The sequence below is a fragment of the Nocardia sp. NPDC050717 genome (genome assembly GCF_040654275.1).
GTDB lineage: Bacteria > Actinomycetota > Actinomycetes > Mycobacteriales > Mycobacteriaceae > Nocardia.
In genome coordinates, this window is the sequence record NZ_JBFAHR010000006.1 from 163,066 (window position 1) to 186,245 (window position 23,180).

Genomic DNA, 23,180 nt, shown 5'->3' on the forward strand with positions numbered 1-23,180 from the left:
CGGGCGGTGCTTCAGCGAGGCCGCTACGATCCCTGGCGACCCTGTTCTCGGATCGTCCGGCACGTTCCTGCCGGGATGGGATGACTGATCTACGCATGGCTACCGTGACCTTCGATCGCGCCACCCGCCTCTACCCAGGCGCGACCAAACCCGCCGTCGACGCCCTCGATCTGGAGATCGCCGCCGGCGAATTCCTGGTCCTGGTCGGCCCCTCCGGCTGTGGCAAATCGACCTCGCTGCGCATGCTGGCCGGGCTCGAGGAAGTCAACGGCGGGCGGATCCTGATCGGCGACAACGACGTCACCCACGCCGAACCCAAGGATCGCGACATCGCGATGGTGTTCCAGAACTACGCGCTGTACCCGCACATGTCGGTGGCCGAGAACATGGGCTTCGCGCTGAAGCTGGCGAAGGTGTCCAAGGACGAGCGGGACCGGCGGGTGCGCGAGGCGGCCCAGCTGCTCGACCTCGAGCAGTACCTGGACCGTAAGCCCAAGGCGCTCTCCGGTGGTCAGCGCCAGCGTGTGGCGATGGGCCGCGCGATCGTGCGGCAGCCGCAGGTGTTCCTCATGGACGAGCCGCTGTCGAACCTCGACGCCAAGCTGCGCGTGCAGACCCGCACCCAGATCGCCCAGCTGCAGCGCAGGCTCGGCACCACCACGGTGTACGTCACCCACGACCAGGTCGAGGCGATGACGATGGGCGACCGCGTCGCCGTGCTCAAGGACGGCCTGCTGCAGCAGTGCGCGTCCCCGCGTGACCTCTACCGCGATCCGGCGAACATGTTCGTCGCCGGGTTCATGGGCTCGCCCGCGATGAACCTGTTCACGCTGCCCGTCGCCGACGGCAACGTCACCATCGGCGGTTTCCCGGTGCGGGTGCCGCGCGCGGTGGTCGACGCGGGCGAGGGCACCGTCGTGCTCGGCATCCGCCCCGAACACCTCGAGGTGGGCGACGGTGGTCTGCGCATGGAGGTCGACGTGGTGGAGGAGCTCGGCTCCGACGCCTACGTCTACGGCCGGGCCCTCTCCGACGACGCCAGCGGTCAGACCGGCGAAACCGTGGTGGCGCGGGTGGATTGGCGCCGTCCCCCCGCCAAGGGCGAGCAGCTCACCCTGACCGCCGACCCCGAGCACATCTACTTCTTCAGCGCGGTGGACGGCAGCCGCCTGCGCTGAGCGCGCGGCCGGGCCCGCGGTGTCGCCGCGGGCCCGATCCAGCTGTCCGCGTAGCCGCTCAGCGGCCGGCCTCACCTGGACCTAAGCTGTGCTGGCCGCGGCGATCGCCGGGGCGATTTCTCGGATCTGGGATGGCACCATGCGGATCGCTGTACTCGGCACAGGACAGGTCGGACGTCGGCTGGCGAGCAAGCTCGTCGACATCGGGCACACCGTGACGCTGGGCTCGCGCACGGCCGACAATGCCGACGCCACCGCCTGGGCGGCCGAAACCGGCGGCGCCCACGGCACTTTCGCCGATGCGGCCGCTGCCGCCGAGCTGATCGTGAACGCGACCTCCGGCACCGTCTCGCTGGCCGCGCTGACCGCGGCCGGCGCCGACAATCTGCGCGGCAAGATCATCGTCGACGTGTCCAACCCACTCGATTTCTCGCAGGGCTTCCCACCGAAACTCGTTGTGCCCGAAGAGGGCAGCGTCGCCGAGTCGCTCCAGGCCGCCTTTCCCGAGGCCGCGGTCGTGAAGACCCTCAACACCACCAACAACCAGGTGATGGTCGACCCGGCGCGCATCCCCGGCAAGCACAGCATCTTCCTCAGCGGTGATGACGCCGCCGCGAAACAGACGGTCACCGACCTGCTGATCTCCTTCGGCTGGGCCCCGGATCAGCTCATCGACCTGGGCCCACTGCATACCGCCCGCAGCACCGAGCCGATGGTTCTCCTGTGGGTCAGCCTGTTCCAGGCCCTCGGCACCGAAGACGTCACCCTCGGCGTCTTCACCGCCTGACGCGCTACCTGGGCCGGTCGCTCTTCTTGCGGGCGCGGAGGTAGTCCGGGTTGACGCGGACGGTGAGTTGTTCGAGTTCGACCGGGGCGCCGTCGGGGGTGGTGAGCCGGGCGCGGACCGGTTCGCCGGTGTCGGTGTCGACGCGCAGCAGGGGGGCGGGGCCCGGCTGGAGGTAGGTGTCGCCCCACTGCCACAGGGCCACGACGGCGGGGAGCAGGTCTCGGCCCATCTGGGTGAGGACGTACTCGTGGCGGGTGCGCTTGCCTTCCTCCCGGTAGGGGCGCTTCTCCAGCAGGCCGGCCGCGGTGAGTTTGCGGAGCTGGCTCGCGGCGGCGGCGTCGGTGATGCCGACGCGGCGGGCGAAGCCGTCGAAACGGGTGGTGCCGTAGTAGGCCTCGCGCAGGATGAGGACCGCGGAGCGGGTGCCGATGAGATCCATGGCGCGGGCGATCGAACAGCCCTCGGTCTCCCACCTGCTCAGATCGGCCAGGGGTCCTTCCATCACGGCTGCCATGACCGACATCATACCCATCTCTGACTTGAGTGGATGATAGTTAGCGCCTACTCTGGCTATTGCCTGATATAGCCAGCTCGAAAGAGGACTCCCATGCGAGACGCGGTCATCGTCGAAGCGGTACGCACCCCCATCGGCAGGGGCAAACCCAACGGCGCACTCCACGACGTCCATCCCGTCGACCTGCTCGCGCACAGCCTGCGCGCGGTGATCGAGCGCAGCGGCATCGACCCGGCCCTGGTCGACGACGTGATCGGCGGCATCGTCACCCAGGTCGGCGAGCAGGGCTCGAACATGACGCGGCGAGCCGCCCTGGCCGCCGGCTATCCCGAATCGGTGCCCGCCACGACCGTCGACCGGCAGTGCGGCAGCAGCCAGCAGGCCATCCACTTCGCCGCACAGGGCGTGATCGCGGGCGCGTACGACATCGTCGTCGCGGCCGGTGTCGAATCCATGGGCCGAGTTCCGATGGGCGCCAACCTGATCGGCGCCACCGACCTGTCCGGTGTCGCCTTCGCCGAGCGTTATCCGGACGAGCTCGTCCCCCAGGGCATCAGCGCCGAGCTGATCGCCGCGAAGTGGGGCCTGACCCGCACCCAGCTCGACGAATTCGCGCTCGGCAGCCACGAAAAGGCCGCGCGCGCAACCAAGGACGGGCTCTTCGCCGACGAACTGGCCCCGCTGCACGGGCTCACCACCGACGAGGGGATTCGCGTCGGTTCCACGCTCGAGACGCTGGCGAAGCTGAAGCCCGCCTACTACGACCCCGCGATGGCCGCCCGCTTCCCGCAGATCGGCTGGGAGATCACCGCCGCCTCCGCCAGCCAGGTCAGCGACGGCAGTTCGGCCGTGCTGATCATGTCGGGCGAACGCGCCGCACAGCTCGGCCTGCGCCCGCTGGCCCGGCTGCACAGCTTCGCCGTGGCAGGCGACGACCCGCTGCTCATGCTCACCGCGGTGATCCCCGCGACCGAGAAGGTCCTGCGCCGGGCCGGCCTCGAGCTCTCCGACATCGACCTGATCGAGATCAACGAGGCGTTCTCCCCCGTCGTCCTGGCCTGGGCCGAGGAAACCGGCGCCGACCTGAGCAAGGTGAACGTCAACGGCGGCGCCATCGCCCTCGGCCACCCCCTCGGCGCCTCCGGCGCTCGCCTGACGACCACCCTCGTCCACGCCCTGCACCAGCGCGGCGCCCGCTACGGCCTGCAGACCATGTGCGAAGCGGGCGGCCTCGCCAACGCCACCATCATCGAAAGGTTGTGACCCCCGACGGCGGCGTCCACCGGGACGCCGCCGCGACCAGCACGACGAGGGGATCGACCGACCTCCGTTCGAGGGGGCGCACCTACGATCGGGGGGTGGACTTCGAGACTTTCGTTTACGCGATTCCGCTGCGGACGCGGTTTCGGGGGATCACTGTGCGTGAGGGGATGCTGATCCGGGGGGCGGCGGGGTGGGGGGAGTTCTGCGCGTTTCCCGAGTACGACGATCGGGAGGCGGCCGGATGGTTGGGGACCGCGGTCGAGCAGGCGACGATGGGGTGGCCGGCGCCGGTGCGGGGTCGGGTTCCGGTGAATTGCATTGTGCCTGCCGTTGATCCGGAGCGGGCCGCGCGGATCGTGCGGGCATCCGGGTGCGCGACGGCGAAGGTGAAGGTCGCCGATCACCCGGATTCGCTGCCGGAGGACCTGGTCAGGGTGGCGGCCGTGCGCGAGGCGATCGGGTCGACGGGCGCGATCCGGGTGGATGCCAACGCGGTGTGGGATGTGGCGACCGCCGTACGCCACATCGGGGAAATCGACCGCGCCGCAGGTGGTCTCGAATATGTGGAACAGCCGTGCCGGACGGTCGGGGAATTGGCCGAGGTGCGGCAGCTGGTCGATGTCCCGATCGCCGCGGACGAATCCATTCGGCGCGCGGAGGACCCGCTGCGCGTCGCGGTCGCCGGGGCCGCCGACGTGGCGGTGCTCAAATGCACGCCGCTGGGTGGGGTGCGGCGGGCGCTGGCGGTCGCGGACGCGGCCGGCCTGCCGACGGTGGTGTCGTCGGCGCTCGAGACCAGCGTCGGGCTGGCCGCGCAGATCGCGCTCGCCGGGGCGCTGCCTCAGCTCGAATTCGCCTGCGGGTTGGGCACTCTCGCTCTCTTCGACGGCGATCTGGTTCGCGACTCCCTGCTGCCCGAGAACGGGTGGCTGACGGTTCCCACCAGCGCACCCGAACCGGATCCCGCGCTGCTCGACCGCTACCGGCATCCCGATCCCGCGCGGACCGAGTGGTGGTTGCGGCGCTACGAACGAGTGAGCGCGCTGCTCGAGGCGACTACTTGAAAACGCTGAGCGCGCCGATATTGGAGTCGATGTACCCGTAGGCGCCGCTGTCGCCATAGATCCCGTCGTCGCAATCGACACTGGCCCAGACGCCGAGATTCAGGGTGTAGACGCGGCCCGGCTGCATTGTCCACAGCACTTCCAGCGACGGATCCAATTGGAAGCCCTCCGCCAGGCCACCACCCTGGTCCACCTCACCGTTGCTGCGCCGCATCCGCCACATCTTGTTGGAGGCGAAGGTCACCAGGTTGCCGTTCTCCAAGACGGTCAACTCGACACCGCCCTCGGTCGTGGCATCGCCGTTTCCCGGCGCGGCCAGCACGGAATATTCCTTCCGTACCCAGCGCAGTGAACGGCCCATCACATAGACCGGAGTGGTCGAATTGACATCGGCCACAGTGAGAGCGACGCCCACCCCGGCGTGCGCGTCGAGCCAGGCCACATCCCTGCTCACCGCCGCGCTGATGCCCGCATAGCCGTTGTTGCCCGGACTACCTTTGTGGGCTGCGTCCGAAAGTGAGTACGCTCCACCGTGATTCGACCAGCGCCAGTCGAAATGGAATGGCGCCCAGTAGACCTTTGTCGCGTTTCCGAATCTGAGCATGTTCGCGGTGCGTACCAATTGCGCGTCCAGCGGTGCCGGGTCGGCGAGTTCCGCGTTGAGCTCGACCGAGGTCAGCCGCTTGCGCGCCTCGTCGAACTCGCGCGCGGACTCCGGGTCGGCCTCGATCTGCCGGCGATAGTGCCCCTTTTCCGCTGCCCGGAATTCGGCGTGCCGAGAACGCACCGCGCGCCGTTTCTCCATCCGCTCGGTCGCGCGCGCGACGAGCGTCTCGACCGATTTCTCGATCGCGCCGCGGATGTTCTCCGGCACCTGGTCGTCGTAGTTGATGTCCGCGGTTGAAGTCTGTGTGTATCCCATTTCCGCCACCTTCGGTCGACACGGCCGCGTGCGCCGACGCCTTTGGGCGGTCGGCCACGACCACGTTCGTTCAGTTGCGGGCCCGATGATCAACACACCGATTGTCCTCCGCTGACGTCGTTGTGTCACCGATGATTCCGCTGTCTAAGCAGATATCTCGGAGCGGCCGCCCTACGGTCGATGCCGTGGCGTCGCCGACTCCGCGATACGGTAGATTGTGCACAACTGAATTGTGCGCTACAGTTTGGGTCATGACCGACGGACTCACCCTCGACGAGCAGCTGTGCTTCTCGCTCTACTCGGCCTCGCGGGCGATGACGGCGGTCTATCGCCCGAAGCTGGAACGGCTCGGGCTCACCTATCCGCAATACCTGGTGATGCTGGCGCTGTGGGAACGCGACGAACGCAGCGTCGGCGAACTCGGCAAGGCGCTCGACCTGGACTCCGGAACGCTCTCACCGCTGCTCAAGCGGCTGGAGGCGACCGGATACCTGGAGCGCAGGCGAGCGGCCGACGACGAACGTCGCGTCGACATCGTCCTCACCGAACACGGCAGGGCGCTACGGACGCAGGCCTGCGCGATTCCCGCCGAGATGGCCGAGCTCGTCGGCATCTCGACCGAAGAATTCACCGCGCTGCGCACGATGCTGCGCAAACTCACCGACACCCTCACACAGAAATGAGAGCTCCCATGCAGGTCCTCTACACCGCCGAAGCCCTCGCCAGCGGCGAAGGCCGCACCGGCACCGCGCGTACCACCGACGGCAAGCTCGAGGTGGTGCTCGCCCCGCCGAAGGAGATGGGCGGCGACGGCGCAGGCACCAACCCGGAGCAGCTCTTCGCGGCCGGGTACGCGGCCTGCTTCCACTCGGCGCTGCGCCTGGTCGGCAAGAAGGCCGGCGCGAACATCGCCGATTCGGCTGTGGGCGCGCGGGTTTCGATCGGCCCGAACGACAACGGCGGCTTCGAGCTCGCCGTCACCCTCGAGGTGACCCTGCCGCACCTGTCCCGCGACGACGCGCAGGCCCTGGCCGATCAGGCCCACCAGGTGTGCCCGTACTCCAACGCGACCCGCGGCAACATCGCCGTCGACGTGCAGGTCGCCGAGGACTGACCCCTGATCGCCCGAATCCCGCCGGTCGCGCACCGGCGGGATTCGTCGTGTCGGGGGCACCACAGGGACGCAACGCGCCCGGCAAGGTCTCGCGTCGGCTATCGCGACACGGCAAGGCGCACCACACTGTCCACCGCGTGCGGAGCCCGCCGCCGTACGTGTACCGCCGGGACAGAGCAGTGATGGGACGTCGGGTGTTCAGCCGAGCCGGACTCCGCATCCGGCGAAGGTCGCCCGGATCAGCAGTGCCGCTTCAGGTCCGATCACGCCATCGACCAATGCTAGGTAGCGGCTACAGAATTCGGGTCCGTGAGCTGCCTCGTCGTCGCCGCCCAGGTGATGGGCGAGTTCGTGCAGTACCACCAGCTCGCGCAATGCCCACGCGGTCGCCCCGGTGTGCAGCGGCACCGCCAACACCCCGGCCGCCGGTTCGTAGTGCGCGGCCGACCCGCCAGCTCGCGCACGGACCCGTACCGGCAACGCCGCCCTTTCCCATTGCGTGCGTATCCAATTCAGCGCGAGAACCTTGTCCACGTACGACTGCACCGACTCCACCGAGCCGAACCGCCGCTCTACCGGCAGCGTGAGCTGCGATCCGTACACATCGACGGTCCGGTGCCCGAACTCCTCCGCGCGATCGAACACCCCGCGCACCAACTGCTCGGCGTCATAGACCCTGGCCCGCTGCCCATCCCGGCGCCGCGCCGCATCACTCGCCACCGCGGCCGCCACCTCCACCCCGCACGCCGACCTCACCTCGGTACAGAATCGCTCGGCCTGTCCGCCCGCGCTCGGCGGCGACACCGCCCGCAGCGCCTACACCCCGCTCGGCGGCGACCCGATGCCCGGCATCACGCCCGCCTCGGCGCCGAAAACCCGTCTGGCGCCTATGAACGACTCCTCCGCCGCTCCCCGGCCGGCGCCGACCATCGGCTCGGTCTGCGGATACGTCGTTCGTGTGGACAGCTCCCGACGTCCGCTCCGCCGCAGCGGCGATGATCCATCCGGCGGCAGGGCCACGCCGTGGCGTTCGCCGGCATGTCGCGGGTGGCCTCGCGCAGGGGTCGGCCCTCACCGGTTCGCCCCGGCGACGCGCAGCGCGGCGGACCCGGTCATCGGCCCGTGAGTTTCGCCCGGGCAGCGGGCAATTCGGGTGACGTACCGAGCCGGGCCGCGCGACCCGCCCGGTCGCCGGCGCGGCGGGCGGCGGCGGAATGGCCGGTGGAGGTCTGTGGGCCACGCCAGGTGCCGCGCGCCTCGGAGGTGGCGGTGTAGAAGTCGGTGAGCGCCACTTCCTTGTCGCGCAGGGCAAGGGCGGTGCCGGTGGACTCCGACGGTGTCTCCTCGGCGAGGACCTCCGCCTTCACCTCCGCGAGGCGGGCGCCGACGCGCGCGGCGAAGGCCATCTGGAAGTTCAGGCGGGCCGTGACGCCTGCGACGGGAGCCTCCACCTTGCGGCGCACCGTGCGGCCGAAGCGCTTCTCGGCGACGATCTTGACCACGGTTGCCTCGCGGTAGGCGCCGGACTTGATGTAGTGGTCGGAGGCACGCACCATCTGGATCAGCAGGCTCGCGTACAGCGCCTCGCAGGTGTCGATGTCGGCGGCGAAGCCGTAAGCGTAGACCTGGGCGGAACTGCGGGCGACATCACAGCGCACATCGTTGGCCGAGGCGATCGCGACGAAGAGCTGGACGTAGGTGCGCAGTCCTTTTCGTCCCGGTTCACCGATCGGGATGATCCGCTGCACCGGCGCCGACCTGCGCTCGCGGTCGGCGACATGGGAACGGGCGACCGCGAGGTCGATGGAGGACTTCGTGGCCAGGCGCTGCGCCGCGGCGAGAAAGGCCTCGGCCTCGTGCTCGTTGTCGGTGGCCTCGGCCTTGCGCAGCAAACCGCCGATGCGGGTGAGCATGCGGTCGGGCGCCGACGGCGAAGGATTGGTCACGCACTCGAGCGTAGGACACCGCACCGACAACGGTTCCGCGCGGAACTGACCCGAAAGTAGGCGATGTGGCAGGACGATCGGGCGCGCGGACCGGCCACCATGTATGTTGACCCGTGCACCGCACGGGTGTGCTGCTGCTCACGTCTCGACCCTGGAGTGTCTGCGATGGCCTTGAAGTTTGTCCCGAGAGCGACGATGGCTGCTGCCTCGATTGCGTTGCTTACCGCATCGTTCGCCAGTGCCTGCTCCAGCGACAACGGAGGCAACGCACTCGACCAGAACCTGTCGGGCCGCGGCCCGATCACCTACGTCGAGGGCAAGGACACCACCGAGACCGGTGTGGTCAAGCAGCTCATCGACCGCTGGAACGCCGCCCACCCGAACGAGCAGGTGACGTTCAAGGAGCAGTCGGCCGACGCGAACCAGCAGCACGACGACCTCGCCGAGCACTTCCGCGCCAAGCAGGACGGCTACGACGTCGTCGCGCTCGACGTCCCGTGGACCGCGGAATTCGCCGCGAAGGGCTGGATCCAGCCGCTCAAGGACACCTTCGCCATCGACACGGCGCCGCTGCTCGCGCCCACCGTCGCCAGCGCCACCTACAACGGCACCCTGTACGCGGCCCCGCGCAACACCAACGGCGGCCTGCTGTACTACCGCAAGGATCTGGTGCCCAACCCGCCGCGCACCTGGTCGGAGATGATCGGCCAGTGCCAGGTGGCCCGCGACAACAACATCGGCTGCTACGCCGGTCAGCTCGCCCCCTACGAGGGCCTGACCGTGAACACCTCCGAGGTCATCAACGCCTTCGGCGGCAGCTTCGTCGGCGCCGACGGCAAGACCCCCACCGTGAACAGCCCGGAGTCGAAGGCGGGCCTGAAGGTCCTCGTCGACGCCTACAAGAACGGTGACATCCCCAAGGAAGCCATCACCTTCAAGGAAGGCGAGAGCGCCAGCGCGTTCGAGTCCGGCAAGCTGCTGTTCCTGCGCAACTGGCCCTACCTCTACGCCCAGGCCAACGCCGACACCTCGTCGGTGAAGGACAAGTTCGGCGTGGCCCCGCTGCCCGGCAACACCGGCGTCGGCGCCTCGACCCTGGGCGGCTACAACGCCGCCATCAGCGCGTTCTCCAAGAACAAGGCCACCGCGGCCGACTTCGTGCGCTTCCTGATCAGCGAAGAGGCCCAGCAGATCATCGCCTCCGGCGCCCTGCCCTCGGTGCGCGCCTCGCTCTACGACGACCCGGCCCTGATCGCGAAGATGCCGTACCTGCCCGCGCTGAAGGAGTCCATCGCCAGCGCCGTGCCGCGCCCCGTGACCCCGTTCTATCCGGCGGTGTCGAAGGCCATCCAGGACAACGCCTATGCTGCCCTGAACGGCACGAAGTCCGTCGACGACGCCGTCGCCGGCATGCAAAAGGGCATCGAGACCGCCGGTTCGTAGCGGAGCGCGCAGCGGACCCGACCAGACCGTAGGAGAGTAGAAACGGTGTCGGATCCTTCGGGAGCCAAGCAGCGCGGGCTAGCGCTGGAACTGCGACGATCCGGCAAGGCGTGGCTCTTCGTCACGCCGGTGCTCGTCGCGCTGGCCGTGGTCATCGGATATCCGGTGGTCCAGGCGATCATCATGTCCTTCCAGAAGGACTCGGGGATCGACCCGGCCACCGGAATGTTCATCGAGGGCGGCAGCGCCGGGCTGAGCAACTACACGCACTGGCTGCTGCAGCAGTGCAATTCGCTCGGCGGGGTCATCGACTGCCCCACCGGCACGCTCGGTTCCCAGTTCTGGTCCGCGGTCGGGGTCACCCTGTTCTTCACGGTGGTGATGGTGTCGATCGAGGCCGTGCTCGGGCTCGGCATGGCCATCGTGATGGGCAAGACCTTCCGCGGCCGCGCGCTGCTGCGCGCCGCGGTGCTGATCCCGTGGGCGATTCCCACCGCCGTCACCGCGCGGCTGTGGGAGTTCATGTTCCAGTACGACGGCGTCGTGAACCGCGTGCTCGGCACGCACATCCTGTGGACCTCGGACATGTGGGCGTCGCGGTTCGCGGTGGTCGTGGCCGACGTGTGGAAGACCACCCCGTTCATGGCGCTGCTGATCCTGGCCGGGCTGCAGGTGATCCCGGCCGACGTGTACGAGGCGGCCAAGGTCGACGGCGCGTCGGCGTGGCAGCGGTTCGTGCACATCACGCTGCCGCTGCTCAAGCCCGCGCTGCTGGTGGCGGTGCTGTTCCGCACCATGGACACGCTGCGCATCTACGACCTGCCCGCGATCATGACGCTGGGCAACCCGTCGACGAACACCCTGTCGATCCTGGTGGTCGAGCAGGTGCGCCAGGGCCCCAACAGCGCCGCCGCGCTCTCGACGATCACCTTCCTGCTCGTCTTCGCGATCGCGTTCGTCCTGGTGAAGGTGCTGGGCGCCAACGCCGTTCGCACGCAGGAAGAACAGCGGAAGGCGAACTGATGAGCACCTCGATGACGAAAGAGTCGCCCGCGACCCGCGAAGCCGCTGCGGTGCAGCCGATCTCGTGGCGCAAGCGCCTCGGCACCGTGCGGATGTACCTCGGCGTGCTGATCGTGCTGGTGTGGGGCCTCGGGCCGTTCTACTGGATGACGGTCGTCGCGTTCCGCGATCAGGCCTACACCTTCGACAGCACCCCGTGGCCCACCCACGTGACGCTGGACAACTTCCGCAACGCCTTCGACACCAGTCGCGGCAACAACTTCGGGCAGGCGCTGATCAACAGCGTGATCATCGGGTCGGTGACGACCGCGATCGCGCTGGTGCTCGGCGTGCTCGCCGCGTACGCGCTGGCCAGGATGACCTTCGCGGGCAAGTACTTGGTGTCGGGGCTGATCCTGTCGGCCTCGATGTTCCCCGCCGTGGTGCTGGTGACTCCGCTGTTCCAGCTGTTCACCGATCTCGGCTGGATCGGCGAGTACCAGGCGATGATCATCCCGAACATCTCGTTCGTCCTGCCGATGACGGTCTACATCCTTGCCTCGTTCTTCGCCGAGTTGCCGTGGGAGCTGGAAGAGGCCGCGCGGATCGACGGCGCCACCAAGGGGCAGGCGTTCCGGCTGATCATGCTGCCGCTGGCGGCGCCCGCGGTGTTCACCACCGCGATCCTGGCGTTCATCGCCTCGATCAACGAATATCTGCTGGCCCGCCTGCTCTCCGGTGAGCAGACCAGGCCGGTGACGGTGGCGATCGCCCAGTTCTCCGGCAACGATCCGCTGGTGCAGCCGTACGCGGCCATCATGGCGGCCGGTGTGATCGTCACGGTGCCGCTGGTGATCATGGTGCTGATCTTCCAGCGCAGGATCATCTCGGGTCTGACCGCGGGCGGCGTGAAGAGCTGACGGACGGCGCGTCCGCCGCCCCCAGCCGCTCCTCCCCGATTCCGTGACCAACCGCGGGTAGAGTCGCCTGCATCGATGCGCGCGTCGGTGCAGGTGTTCTTCCGTCGGTCCGGAAGGAGATGGTCGTGGCCTCCGAGGGTAGGCGTCGGCGGTCCGATGCGGACGCGCCGTACTCCTCGATCGCCGGCTTCAAGGACCCGCTCGGCCGGGACGAGCCACGCAAGGGCGCGGCCCGGCGGGCCCAGGCCGCGCGCCTGGCGGCCGACGGCGAGGATCCGCGACCGCCGCGCACCAGGGGCCAGAAGATCCGGCGGCTGCTGCTCGCGCTGTTCGTGATCTTCGTCTGCGTGCCGGTGCTGCTGTTCGTGGCGATCTACTGGAGCTCGGAGATCCCCGAACCCGCCGAGGTCGCGGTCGAGCAGCCCGCCACGGTGCTGGCCGCCGACGGCACCACGGTGCTGACGAAATTCATCCCGCCGCAGGGCAATCGGATCCCCATCCCGCTCACCGACGTGCCGCTGCCGGTGCGCGAGGCCGTGCTGGCCGCCGAGGACCGCAACTTCTACACCAACCCCGGCTATTCGACGAGCGGGTTCCTGCGGGCCGCCCGCGACAACCTGCTCGGCCACGACAACGCGGGCGGCGGCTCGACGATCACCCAGCAGTACGTGAAGAACGCCTTCCTCAGCTCCGAACGCACCGTCACTCGCAAGATGCGCGAGCTGATCATCGCGGCGAAGATGGCGCGGCAGTGGAGCAAGGACGAGATCCTGGCCGCCTACCTCAACACCATCTACTACGGCCGCGGCGCGTACGGGATCGCGGCCGGCGCCAAGGCGTACTTCAACAAGCCGGTGCCGGAGCTGACCCTGGCCGAGGGCGCCGTGCTCGCCGCGGTCATCCGCTCGCCCTCGGTGCTGGACCCGGAGAACCACCTCGAGCAGCTGAAGGCCCGCTGGCGGTACGTGCTCGACGGCATGATCGAGATGGGGGTGCTCGCCCCCGGCGAGCGCGACGCGACGGTGTTCCCGGAGATCATCCCGATCGCCGACATCCCGACCGAGCCCGTGGCGCTCGGCCCGGAGGGCCACATCCGCACCCAGGTGATGCGCGAGTTGCGCGCGGCAGGGCTGACCGACGCCGACATCAACACCGGCGCGCTGCAGATCACCACGACCATCGACCCCGTGGCGCAGGCGGGAGCCGTCGAAACGGTGCGCCAGCGGCTGCGCTGGCAGCCGCCGGAGCTGCGGGCCGCGGTGGTGTCGGTCGATCCGCGCAGCGGGGCGGTGCGCGCCTATTACGGCGGCGAGGACGGCACCGGTTTCGATTTCGCGCAGGCGCCGCTGCAGACGGGGTCCTCGTTCAAGCCGTTCGCCCTCGTCGCCGCGCAGCGCCAGGGCATTCCGACGACGCGGGCGATCGACAGCTCACCGGTGCAGGACCGCGGCACCACGATCACCAATGTCGACGGGGACTCCTGCGGACGCTGCCCGCTCACCGAGGCGCTCAAGCGCTCACTCAACACCAGCTTCTACCGGCTCACCATGACCATGGCCGACGGGCCGCGCTCGATCGCCGAGGCCGCGCATCTGGCGGGCATTCCCGAGCGCATCCCCGGGCTCGACGTCGAAACCCTCACCGAGGCGGGCGAACCGCCGCTCAACGGCATCGTGCTGGGGCAGTACCTGGTGCGGCCGCTCGACATGGCCTCGGCCTACGCGACGCTGGCCGCCTCCGGCGTGTACCACGAGCCGTACTTCGTGCAGCGCGTCACGACCGGGGCAGGCCACGTGCTGCTCGACCGCGGCGCACCGGAGAACCGGGTCGGCGCCCAGCCCGCGGAGCCCGAACAGCGGATCACCGCCGCGATCGCCGATGCCACCACCCAGGCCATGACCCCGATCGCCAACTACTCCAACGGGCACGGCCTGGCCGACGGCAGGCCGTCGGCCGCCAAGACCGGCACCACCCAGCTCGGCGAGAGCAAGGACAACAAGGACGCCTGGATGATCGGGTACACGCCCGCGCTGTCCACGGCGGTCTGGATCGGCACCGAGCAGCCGCAGCCGTTGCGTGGCGGCGGCGGTGGCGCGATCTGGGGCTCCGGGCTGCCGTCCGACATCTGGAAGCAGGTGATGGACACCGCGCTGGCGGGCACGCCGATCGAGCAGTTCCCCACCCCGGCGCTGCCCGGCGGCGGCTCGCCGGTCCCCGGGCCGGCGCAGGCGCCCGCGGCGCCGGGCGGCCCGTACGACATCCTGAACCCGCCGCGCAACGCGCCGCGCACGCCGCCGCCGGACATCTTCAACCCGCCGACCGCGACGTCACGCAACCCCGCGCCGCTGATCATCATCCCGCCGCCCGCGCCGCGGCCGTCCAGTTCGCCGGGCGAATTGTTCCCCGGTCTCGGCGGTGGATAGATCACGGATTGGCCACCCCGACCCGGCACCCCCGCGTTCATGGCAACATCGTTGGCCAGAGCGCGAGCCGCCCGACCGGCGTCGAGGAGTCCCGGCGCGAAACCTGTCATATCGATGCGGGAAGATATGCGCTCGAGCGACGACGAGACTAGACATAGGGGCTACGCAGGTGGATTTCAATGTCGTTGACCGTCCCGAGACGCTGATCGCGGGCACAGTGCTCCGCAGTCCGGCGCTCGCCGTGGAGGGGCCACGCCGTGCCAAGGTGGTGGAGGCGTGGCAGCACCTGCTGGCGAGACCCTCGTTACCGGGACCGATCGCGACGGGGTACGTCGATTTCGCGACGGAGATCAACTCCTACCTGACCCACATCGTCGGTTACGAGTGCAAGACCCTCGCCGATCTCGCGGTCGGCGACGTCTTGGCGCGCATCCCGGCGGGCCGCTACGCCCGGTTCTCCGCCACCGGCGACAACCGTGGCGACACCATCGTCGGCCTGTGGCGCCAGATCTGGGACGCCGAGGCCGCCGGGGAATTCGAACGTGCCTACGCCGGCGACTACGAGCAGTACCCGGACGACCGCACGGTCGAGATCTTTGTTTCGCTGATCGACGAGAAGGGGGGCGAGTAGCCATGACTGTCGATTTCGAGATCGTGACTCTCGACGACGGGCTGATCGCGGGACTCACCGTCCCGCTGGCCGGTCGCGAGGTGACAGCGCGCGACCTCGACCTGGTGAACTTCACCTGGGACCGCTACCTGGCCAGGGAGAAGACGGTGCCGCGCGCCGCGGCCTACATCGGCCAGAACGACCACGCGGTCGCGGTGCTCGGCTACGAGGTGTCCGGCCTGGACGACATCGACTCCGGCGACGTGCTCACCCGCATCCCCGCGGGCCGCTACGCCAAGTTCGTCGTCTCCGACAAGCCCTACGACCTGCTGCGCACCGCGTGGGCCCAGGTGATCAAGGCCGAGAACGCGGGCACCATCACCCGCTCGCACACCGCCGAGCTGGAGCGCTACACCGGCCCGACCAGCGTCGAGGTCTACGTCTCACTCGACTGAGCAGCACGAAAAAGGCCGGGCCACAGGGAAACACCCTGGGTCCCGGCCTTTGTCGATTTCGCAGCTGACACGACCCGACCTCGAGGAGGGTCCGCCGACGCAGTCGGCGCGTCGCGGCCGTCCCGCCGATCAGGCGCCGGTGCGCAGGCGACGAAGGAGCAAGCACCGGTGCCTGATCAGCGGGACCAAGGGGCCGCGACCTCGAGCGCGCCAGCGCTCCAACTACTCAGCGCCGATGATGAACGCCTCGAGCTGGGTGCGCGCGACGTCGTCGGCGATCTGCTCCGGCGGGGACTTCATCAGGTAGGCCGAGGCTGGGATGACGGGTCCACCGATGCCGCGGTCCTTGGCGATCTTGGCCGCGCGGACGGCGTCGATGATGATGCCCGCCGAGTTCGGCGAGTCCCACACCTCGAGCTTGTACTCCAGGTTCAGCGGGGCGTCACCGAAGGCGCGGCCCTCGAGGCGGACGTAGGCCCACTTGCGGTCGTCGAGCCACTCCACGTAGTCCGAGGGACCGATGTGGACGTTGCGGTCGTGCACCTTGCCCGCCAGCGAACCGGTGAGGTTCGAGGTGACGGCCTGGGTCTTGGAGACCTTCTTCGACTCCAGCCGGTCGCGCTCGAGCATGTTCTTGAAGTCCATGTTGCCGCCGACGTTGAGCTGGTAGGTGCGGTCGAGCACCACGCCGCGGTCCTCGAACAGCTTGGCCATCACTCGGTGGGTGATGGTCGCACCGACCTGGGACTTGATGTCGTCACCGACGATCGGCACACCGGCGTCGGTGAACTTCTTGGCCCACACCGGGTCGGAGGCGATGAACACCGGCAGCGCGTTGACGAAGGCGACGTTCGCGTCGATGGCGCACTGGGCGTAGAACTTGTCGGCCTCTTCGGAGCCGACCGGCAGGTAGGAGACCAGGACGTCGACCTGGGCGTCCTTCAGGGCCTTGACCACGTCGACCGCGGGCGCCTCGGACTGCTCGATGGTCTGCGCGTAGTACTTGCCGATGCCGTCGAGGGTCGGGCCACGCAGGACCGTCACGTCGGTGGGCGGCACGTCGGAGATCTTGATCGTGTTGTTCTCGCTGGCGAAGATCGCCTCGGCCAGGTCGAAGCCGACCTTCTTGGCGTCGACATCGAACGCGGCGACGAACTTCACGTCCTTGACGTGATAGGGACCGAACTTGACGTGCATGAGGCCGGGAACCGTGGAGTTCTCATCGGCATCCTTGTAGTACTGCACGCCCTGCACCAGCGACGATGCGCAGTTGCCCACACCGACGATCGCGACGCGAACCTCGCCGGACCCAACCTTGTTGACATCACTCATGGCCGCTCTTTCCCTCTTTCTGTGGTGCCGCCTTCGTCGATTGCTCCGCCGCAATCAACTCGTTGAGCCAGCGCACTTCGCGCTCGCTTGATTCCAATCCGAGCTGGTGGAGCTGGCGGGTGTAGCGATCCAGCGAGCCGCTGGCCTTCTTGATCGCTTCGCGCAGCCCTTCTCGGCGCTCCTCGACCTGGCGCCGCCTGCCCTCCAGGATCCGCATCCTCGCCTCGGCGGGGGTGCGGCTGAAGAAGGCGAGGTGAACGCCGAAGCCGTCATCGGTGTAGTTCTGCGGACCGGTGTCGGCGAGGAGTTCGTTGAACCGTTCCCGCCCGACCGGCGTGAGCCGGTAGACGCGGCGCGCACGGCGCGCGGTCGCGCCCTCCGGAATCTCCTCCGCGATCAACCCGTCGGTCTGCATCCTGCGCAGCGTCGGGTAGAGCGAACCGTAGGAGAAGGCCCGGAACGCACCGAGCAGGCCCGTCAGCCGCTTGCGCAGCTCGTAACCGTGCATGGGCGCGTCGAGGAGCAGGCCGAGAATCGCCAATTCGAGCACCGCGACCTCACTCCCTGACTGTGTCGGCCCGACAGACCGAATGGACCTAACCGATGGATGCGACTTCCCACTATATCGGAGCGATACATCAGGGCATAGCCGGATGACGCAGATCACTGCGTCATGGCTGGTCGGAGGGCTACACGGGGTACACGGCGATGGGCTCGCCGTTGAGCCGGATCTTGAGGTAGCCGCTCTGTTCGGCCTCGTTCTTGACGTAGATGTTGATCTCGGGCTCGGCGTCCTTGCCGCCGCCGGGCGGGAAGCGGACCAGCACGTGCGAGACCCAGCCACCGGGCACCTTCGTGGTGACCGGGGCGCCGGACATGAGCCGGGCGTAGCGGGCGATGTCGACGGCGGCCAGGTCGAAGGACTTGGTGTCCGGCGTGCGGGACCCCTGGGAGCCCCACGCCTTGAACGACCCGCGATAGATCTGGTCGTCCTGCTTGCCGGGCCGGTCGGACTTGCGTTCCACGACGACGTAGTCGGGATAGAGGGTCACCTCGTCGACCTCGGTCGACCCGTATTTCGCGCGGTAGTCGGCCAGGAAGTACGCGAAACCGTTGCCGGTGGTGAGGTCGGGCAGTGGGTCGTCGAGCACGGCGTCGCCCACCGTGCGGCCGAGCAGCCCGGCGCCCGCGCCGAGCAGACCGGCGAGCACGATCGCGCCCGCCGGGATCCACCAGCGCCGGGGCATCCGGGGGACGCCACGCGCGACCGGGGTGGCGGCGAGGCTGCCGGGGATCTGCAGGTCGTCGACGAGGCGGTCGAGCGCGCCGAAGGTCTCGGCCTTCATGGCGGTCGCGGTCCGTGTGCCGTGCTCGCGTTCGGTGAGCTGGCCGTCGGCCAGGGCCGCGTCGAGCAGGGCGCACACGTCGGCGCGGTCGGCGTCGCGGGCCCGCAGGTTCTTCGCGGGGGACGGGGTCTTCATCGCCGGGTCATCCTTTGTACGGGTAGGTCTGCAGCACTTCGCCCGTGAGCGCGATGGTCATGTGCCCCGACTGGGCGACCTCGTTGCGCACGAAGATCGTGATGGCGGGCCTGTCGACCCAGCTGTCGTTCGCGATCCGGAAGTGGGTGACCGCGCCGTCGCGCACCAGCAGGGTGGCGGGCGCGGTGCTCAGGGCCTTGCCGAGCGCGTCGGCGTCGATCTGGGCGAGATCGATCTCGACGGTCTCGCGTTTACGTGTGCTGACCTGCGAATTCGAGCGTTCGAAACCGCCACGGTAGGTCCAGGCGGCGGTCCAGTCGGCCTCCGGGGTCGCGCGGCGCACCGCCGAGGCGTGCTCCTCGTGCAGCACCGCCTCGTCGACGCGGGTGTCGCCGAACTTGGTGCGGTAGTCGTCGCGGAACTGGAGGAAGCCGGCCTGGGTGGTCAGCGTCGGCGTCGGGATCACCAGGGGCGCCGCCGCGTTGTAGTTGACCGTGGCGGCCTCGCGCGCCGCCGGTGACGGCTTGTCGTCACGAACGGTCAACACGAACCCGCCGACGGCCACGACGACCGCCGCCGCCGCGGTGGCGATGCGGAAGGTGTTGCGGGCCTTCGGTTTGGTCGGCACGACCGGTCGCTGCTGCAACTCGGCGACCAACGTGGACAGGTCACCGAGAGTGCGGGCCTGCTCGGCCAGTTCGGTGGAGGCCGAATGTTCCTCGGCGTCGAGCTGACCGTCGGCGCGGGCGGCGTCGAGGGCGGCCACGGTGCGGGCGCGATCAGCGTCGCGGGCCCGGGTGCGCGCCGGGTATTCGCCGGAGTGCCTGCGGCCGAAGCGCTTCCGCTCTGCCGTCGATTTTTCACCGAAAACCGCAGGTGACTGCAGGTCCGCGGTCAGCGCCGCCAGCTCGCCCAGCGTCCGCGCTGTCCCCGCTCTCGCTGACCTGTCGTGGTACTCGTCGGCCCCGAGCTGGCCTTCTGCGTAGGCCGCGTCAAGCACGGTCGACACCTGCGCGCGATCGATATCACGCGCCCTCGTCACGGAATCGGTGGCTCTGCGAGCCGGTCCGGAATCAGCCATCGTTGCGGCTCGCCTCACCTGCGGAAACACCCGGGCCGACCCCGGTATCGGGAGTTTACGGCGAGAGCACCGAAGACGCGGTGCCACCGGCACCGCAAATCAATCCCGGCTACTCTGGTGATCGTGCGAATTCAGCGGCAGGTGGTCGACTATGCGCTCCGGCGCAGGTCGCTGCTGGCTGACGTCTACGCGGGCCGGGTCGGTGTCGCCGAAGTGTGCGACGCGAATCCCTACCTGCTCCGGGCCGCCAAGTTCCATGGCCGGGGCAGTGAGGTGACCTGCCCGATCTGCCGAAAAGAGCAGCTGACGTTGGTTTCCTGGGTGTACGGCGACGGGCTCGGCCAAGCGGCCGGGTCGGCGCGGACGCCCGAGGAACTGGTCAGGATGGCAGAGTCGAACGAGGAGTTCTCGGTGCACGTGGTGGAGGTATGCCGCTCGTGCAGCTGGAACCACCTGGTGCAGTCGTATGTGCTCGGGAAGGCACCCGCACCAGCCCGCCGTCGGTCGAGCCCGCGAGCGGGGCGGCGCTCTGCCGCCGAGTGATGCGCCGCCGAGTGCTGCGCCGCCGAAGGACGCGCTGCCGAACGGGCGGCGTGTGATGCGCCACTGTTCGAGGTGCAAGGTATCCGCGCCGGTTGTCCGGCGCGGATGTCGTGTGTCGGTTGAACCTTACAAGTTATGGAGATCTGGTCAGTGAGTTCGCCCTACGAGCCCTCCCCCTACGGTGACGATCCGCAAGGCCGTCCGGCCAGGGGCGGGCAACCAGGTCTCCCTCCCCGTTCCGGCGGTCAGCCGCCGCGCCGCCCAGGGCCGCAGGACGGGCCGCGTCAGCCGGGTGGTCCCGGGCCGGGTGGTCCCGGGCCGGGTGGTCCCGGGCCGCGTCAGCCGGGCGGGCCTGCCCAGGGTCGCGGTCCCGCTCCGGGTGGGCGCGGGCCGCAGGGTGGTCCGCCGCCGAACCGGCAGGGCCCGCCGCCGGGCGGCATGCCGCCGCGCAGGCCGGGTCAGCCGCCGCAGCGCCCCGGCGGGCCGCAGGGCGGGCCGGCGCAGAATCCGCCAGGTGCGGGCAGGCCGCCGCAGGGCAGGGCGGGTCAGCCCGGTCGTCCGGCGCCCGCGGCCGGCGCCACCCAGAAGCTGCCGCGTCCCGGCGGCGCCGACGAGTCGACCGTGCGCGCGAGCGGGCCGGATTCCGGCCGTAACGCGCGCGTCGCGGCCGGTGCGGGCGCGGCCGCGCGTCCCGGTGCCGGTCGCCGTCCCGGCGGGCCGACGACCGGCGAGCGCCGCGCCGCCGGCGCGGGCGGCACCCCGCCGCCCACCGGACCGCGCAACCGCCGCGACGGTGGCGGGGGCGACGACGGCTCCGGTAAGGGTGGTTCGGTGAGGAAGATGCCGTGGCGGGCCATTCGCCGGACCATGTATGTGCTGATGGCGCTCGCCATCGTCGTGCCGAGCGCGGTGTTCCTCGTCGCCTACACGGCGGTCTCGGTGCCCAAGCCGGGCGACCTGCAGACCAACCAGGTGGCCACGATCCTGGCCAGCGACGGCACCACCGAGATCAGCAGGGTGGTCCCGCCGCAGGGCAACCGCACCGAGGTCTCGATCGACCAGATCCCGCCGCACGTGCGCAATGCCGTGATCGCCGCCGAGGACCGTGACTTCTACACCAACCCCGGCTTCTCGGTCTCGGGCTTCGCCAGGGCGGCCCGCGACAACATCCTCGGCAAGGAGAGCGCGGGCGGTGGCTCCACGATCACCCAGCAGTACGTGAAGAACGCGCTGGTCGGTGACGAGCGCTCGATGCAGCGCAAGATGCACGAGCTGGTGATCTCGGCCAAGATGGCCCGCCAGTGGAGCAAGGAGGACATCCTCGCCGCCTACCTCAACACCATCTACTTCGGCCGTGGCGCGTACGGCATCGACGCCGCCGCCAAGGCCTACTTCGGCAAGCCGGTGCAGGAGCTGACCGTGGCCGAGGGCGCCGTCCTCGCCGCGACCATCCAGCTGCCCTCGCTGCTCGACCCGGAGAAGAACCCCGAGGGCGCGAAGTCGCGCTGGAACTACGTGCTCGACGGCATGGTCGCGGGCAACAACCTGCCCGCGGCCGAACGCGCCTCGATGCAGTACCCGCAGGTGGTCTCGCTGTCCGCCAACGACGACGAGACCCAGAACTCCGGGCCGGAGGGCCTGATCAAGAACCAGGTGCTCAAGGAGCTGTCCGCGGCGGGCATCAGCGAGCAGCAGCTCAACACCGAGGGCCTGCAGATCACCACGACGATCGACCCGAAGGCGCAGGAGGCCGCGGTCAGGGCCGCGCAGTCCAAGCTGGAGGGCGAGCCGGAGAACCTGCGGACCGCGGTCGTCTCGGTCGACCCGCGCACCGGCGCCGTGCGCGCCTACTACGGCGGCAACGACGGCCAGGGCTACGACTTCGCCAACGCGGGCCTGCCGACGGGCTCCTCGTTCAAGGTGATCGGCCTGGCCGCCAACCTCGAACAGGGCGTTCCGCTCTCGCAGCTGTACGACAGCTCGCCGATCACCGTCAACGGCATCCAGATCGGCAATGTCGAGGGCGAGTCCTGCGGCATGTGCACCATCGCCGAGGCGCTGAAGCGATCGCTGAACACCAGCTTCTACCGCATGCAGCTGGACATGCAGAACGGGCCGCAGAAGATCAGGGAGATGGCCTACAAGCTCGGCATCCCCGAGGAGCTGCCCGGTATCGGCGAGACCCTCACCGAGCCCAACGGCGCGGGCCCGAACAACGGCATCATCCTCGGCCAGTACCAGTCGCGTCCGCTGGACATGGCCTCGGCCTACGCCACGCTCGCCGCCTCCGGCATGTACCACGCGCCGCACTTCGTGCAGCGGGTCGTCACCGCCGACGGTCAGGTGCTGCTCGACCGCGGCGAGCCCGCCGGTGAGCAGCGGGTCAGCGCGGCCGTGGCCGACAACGCCACCGCGGCGATGAAGCCGATCGCGGCGTACTCGCGCAACCACAACCTGGCGGGCGGCCGCGAGTCGGCGGCCAAGACCGGTACCCACCAGCTGGGCGACACCGGCAACAATCGCGACGCCTGGATGGTCGGCTACACGCCGTCGCTGTCGACCGCGGTGTGGGTCGGCACCGAGCAGGGCGAGCCGCTGCGCAACTACGGCGGCGGCAGCATCTACGGTTCGGGCCTGCCATCCGACATCTGGAAGGCGACGATGGACGGCGCGCTGGCGGGCACGCCGAACGAGTCGTTCCCCAAGCCCGCGCCGATCAAGGGCCAGGCCGGTGTGCCGGAGTGGTCGGCGCCCTACACCGCGCCGTCCACCACGCCGCCGACCATCGAGGCGCCGGTGATCGTGCCGTCGCAGGTCGAGATCCTGCCCGGCATCCGGATCCCCGTGCCCGGCGTGCAGCAGCCCGCCGGTCAGCCCTCGCAGCAGACGCCGGAGACCACCACCGGCCCGCTACCTGGTCAGCCGACGGCGAGCCCCGAGGGGACGACGCCGGGCAACGGCAACGGCGGGGGCACCCGACCCGGCGGACGCGCCGGGAACAACGAGGACGAGGGCGGCGCCGGAACCACGCCGACGAGATCCCGGTAACCACCGGTAGCCTCGGAAGTCGTGACCGATCAGCAACTCGCGGACCTGCCTGCG

22 protein-coding genes are annotated in these 23,180 nt (G+C 69.4%); 14 read left to right on the forward strand and 8 right to left on the reverse strand.

The window, feature by feature from the left end; genetic code table 11:
• Nucleotides 1-95: 95 nt before the first annotated feature.
• Nucleotides 96-1,178, forward strand: coding sequence for a sn-glycerol-3-phosphate ABC transporter ATP-binding protein UgpC (ugpC, locus tag AB0H56_RS14985; RefSeq protein ID WP_110037799.1), 1,083 nt, complete (start codon nucleotides 96-98; stop codon nucleotides 1,176-1,178).
• A gap of 139 nt (nucleotides 1,179-1,317) precedes the next feature.
• Entirely contained in the window at nucleotides 1,318-1,965 is a 648-nt protein-coding gene (locus AB0H56_RS14990; protein WP_357162520.1) for an NAD(P)-binding domain-containing protein, read from the forward strand.
• A gap of 4 nt (nucleotides 1,966-1,969) precedes the next feature.
• Here AB0H56_RS14990 and AB0H56_RS14995 read toward each other — a convergent pair whose 3' ends face one another.
• A complete protein-coding gene (locus AB0H56_RS14995; RefSeq protein WP_357162910.1) occupies nucleotides 1,970-2,491 on the reverse strand; it encodes a helix-turn-helix domain-containing protein in 522 nt (173 codons plus the stop codon).
• Nucleotides 2,492-2,572: 81 nt separating this feature from the next.
• Between AB0H56_RS14995 and AB0H56_RS15000 the strand changes: the two genes are divergently transcribed.
• Nucleotides 2,573-3,742 (forward strand): thiolase family protein, encoded by a 1,170-nt coding sequence (locus AB0H56_RS15000; RefSeq protein WP_357162523.1) that lies wholly within the window; start codon nucleotides 2,573-2,575, stop codon nucleotides 3,740-3,742.
• 95 nt (nucleotides 3,743-3,837) lie between these two features.
• A complete protein-coding gene (locus AB0H56_RS15005; protein WP_357162525.1) occupies nucleotides 3,838-4,806 on the forward strand; it encodes an o-succinylbenzoate synthase in 969 nt (322 codons plus the stop codon).
• On the opposite strand, the gene AB0H56_RS15010 is transcribed toward AB0H56_RS15005, so the two are convergent.
• A complete protein-coding gene (locus tag AB0H56_RS15010; protein WP_357162529.1) occupies nucleotides 4,799-5,728 on the reverse strand; it encodes a hypothetical protein in 930 nt (309 codons plus the stop codon). The genes AB0H56_RS15005 and AB0H56_RS15010 overlap by 8 nt on opposite strands.
• A 251-nt stretch (nucleotides 5,729-5,979) precedes the next feature.
• On the opposite strand from AB0H56_RS15010, the gene AB0H56_RS15015 reads away from it, so the two are divergent.
• Nucleotides 5,980-6,411 carry a MarR family transcriptional regulator gene (locus AB0H56_RS15015; protein WP_357162532.1) on the forward strand — a complete coding sequence of 144 codons (432 nt, stop codon included), beginning with the start codon at nucleotides 5,980-5,982 and terminating at the stop codon, nucleotides 6,409-6,411.
• An 8-nt stretch (nucleotides 6,412-6,419) separates the two neighbouring features.
• On the forward strand, nucleotides 6,420-6,842 hold the full coding sequence (locus AB0H56_RS15020; RefSeq protein WP_357162535.1) for an organic hydroperoxide resistance protein: 423 nt from the start codon (nucleotides 6,420-6,422) through the stop codon (nucleotides 6,840-6,842).
• Nucleotides 6,843-7,040: 198 nt separating this feature from the next.
• Here the strand turns inward: AB0H56_RS15020 and AB0H56_RS15025 are convergent, their stop codons facing one another.
• Together AB0H56_RS15025 and AB0H56_RS15030 are read right to left on the reverse strand one after the other, a co-directional pair.
• A complete protein-coding gene (locus tag AB0H56_RS15025) occupies nucleotides 7,041-7,580 on the reverse strand; it encodes a TIGR04338 family metallohydrolase (RefSeq protein WP_357162538.1) in 540 nt (179 codons plus the stop codon).
• A 374-nt stretch (nucleotides 7,581-7,954) separates the two neighbouring features.
• Nucleotides 7,955-8,755, reverse strand: coding sequence for a DUF2786 domain-containing protein (locus tag AB0H56_RS15030; RefSeq protein ID WP_357162913.1), 801 nt, complete (start codon nucleotides 8,753-8,755; stop codon nucleotides 7,955-7,957).
• Between the two features lie 198 nt (nucleotides 8,756-8,953).
• On the opposite strand from AB0H56_RS15030, the gene AB0H56_RS15035 reads away from it, so the two are divergent.
• From AB0H56_RS15035 to AB0H56_RS15060, 6 genes are all read left to right on the forward strand, one after another.
• Nucleotides 8,954-10,231, forward strand: a complete 1,278-nt coding sequence (locus AB0H56_RS15035) for an ABC transporter substrate-binding protein (protein WP_110037807.1) — start codon at nucleotides 8,954-8,956, stop codon at nucleotides 10,229-10,231.
• Nucleotides 10,232-10,276: 45 nt separating this feature from the next.
• Nucleotides 10,277-11,254, forward strand: coding sequence for a sugar ABC transporter permease (locus AB0H56_RS15040; RefSeq protein ID WP_357162542.1), 978 nt, complete (start codon nucleotides 10,277-10,279; stop codon nucleotides 11,252-11,254).
• A gap of 92 nt (nucleotides 11,255-11,346) precedes the next feature.
• Nucleotides 11,347-12,153 carry a carbohydrate ABC transporter permease gene (locus AB0H56_RS15045; RefSeq protein WP_357162916.1) on the forward strand — a complete coding sequence of 269 codons (807 nt, stop codon included), beginning with the start codon at nucleotides 11,347-11,349 and terminating at the stop codon, nucleotides 12,151-12,153.
• A gap of 119 nt (nucleotides 12,154-12,272) precedes the next feature.
• The gene (locus tag AB0H56_RS15050; protein WP_357162545.1) at nucleotides 12,273-14,576 is read left to right on the forward strand and encodes a transglycosylase domain-containing protein; all 2,304 of its coding nucleotides are present in this window, start codon (nucleotides 12,273-12,275) and stop codon (nucleotides 14,574-14,576) included.
• A gap of 169 nt (nucleotides 14,577-14,745) precedes the next feature.
• Nucleotides 14,746-15,207 (forward strand): GyrI-like domain-containing protein, encoded by a 462-nt coding sequence (locus AB0H56_RS15055; RefSeq protein WP_357162548.1) that lies wholly within the window; start codon nucleotides 14,746-14,748, stop codon nucleotides 15,205-15,207.
• 2 nt (nucleotides 15,208-15,209) lie between these two features.
• On the forward strand, nucleotides 15,210-15,641 hold the full coding sequence (locus tag AB0H56_RS15060) for a GyrI-like domain-containing protein (protein WP_280217514.1): 432 nt from the start codon (nucleotides 15,210-15,212) through the stop codon (nucleotides 15,639-15,641).
• 222 nt (nucleotides 15,642-15,863) lie between these two features.
• Here AB0H56_RS15060 and AB0H56_RS15065 read toward each other — a convergent pair whose 3' ends face one another.
• The 4 genes from AB0H56_RS15065 to AB0H56_RS15080 all read right to left on the reverse strand — a co-directional run bounded on the left by AB0H56_RS15065 (nucleotide 15,864) and on the right by AB0H56_RS15080 (nucleotide 19,535).
• On the reverse strand, nucleotides 15,864-16,973 hold the full coding sequence (locus AB0H56_RS15065) for an inositol-3-phosphate synthase (RefSeq protein WP_280338342.1): 1,110 nt from the start codon (nucleotides 16,971-16,973) through the stop codon (nucleotides 15,864-15,866).
• Nucleotides 16,966-17,523 carry a PadR family transcriptional regulator gene (locus tag AB0H56_RS15070; RefSeq protein ID WP_110037815.1) on the reverse strand — a complete coding sequence of 186 codons (558 nt, stop codon included), beginning with the start codon at nucleotides 17,521-17,523 and terminating at the stop codon, nucleotides 16,966-16,968. The genes AB0H56_RS15065 and AB0H56_RS15070 overlap by 8 nt, the downstream gene beginning before the upstream one ends.
• 139 nt (nucleotides 17,524-17,662) lie before the next feature.
• A complete protein-coding gene (locus AB0H56_RS15075) occupies nucleotides 17,663-18,454 on the reverse strand; it encodes a DUF1707 domain-containing protein (RefSeq protein ID WP_357162553.1) in 792 nt (263 codons plus the stop codon).
• A gap of 7 nt (nucleotides 18,455-18,461) precedes the next feature.
• On the reverse strand, nucleotides 18,462-19,535 hold the full coding sequence (locus tag AB0H56_RS15080) for a DUF1707 domain-containing protein (protein ID WP_357162556.1): 1,074 nt from the start codon (nucleotides 19,533-19,535) through the stop codon (nucleotides 18,462-18,464).
• Nucleotides 19,536-19,658: 123 nt separating this feature from the next.
• Between AB0H56_RS15080 and AB0H56_RS15085 the strand changes: the two genes are divergently transcribed.
• Together AB0H56_RS15085 and AB0H56_RS15090 are read left to right on the forward strand one after the other, a co-directional pair.
• Nucleotides 19,659-20,078 carry a DUF5318 domain-containing protein gene (locus AB0H56_RS15085; RefSeq protein ID WP_186817370.1) on the forward strand — a complete coding sequence of 140 codons (420 nt, stop codon included), beginning with the start codon at nucleotides 19,659-19,661 and terminating at the stop codon, nucleotides 20,076-20,078.
• 840 nt (nucleotides 20,079-20,918) lie between these two features.
• On the forward strand, nucleotides 20,919-23,126 hold the full coding sequence (locus AB0H56_RS15090; protein WP_357162919.1) for a transglycosylase domain-containing protein: 2,208 nt from the start codon (nucleotides 20,919-20,921) through the stop codon (nucleotides 23,124-23,126).
• Nucleotides 23,127-23,180: the final 54 nt, after the last annotated feature.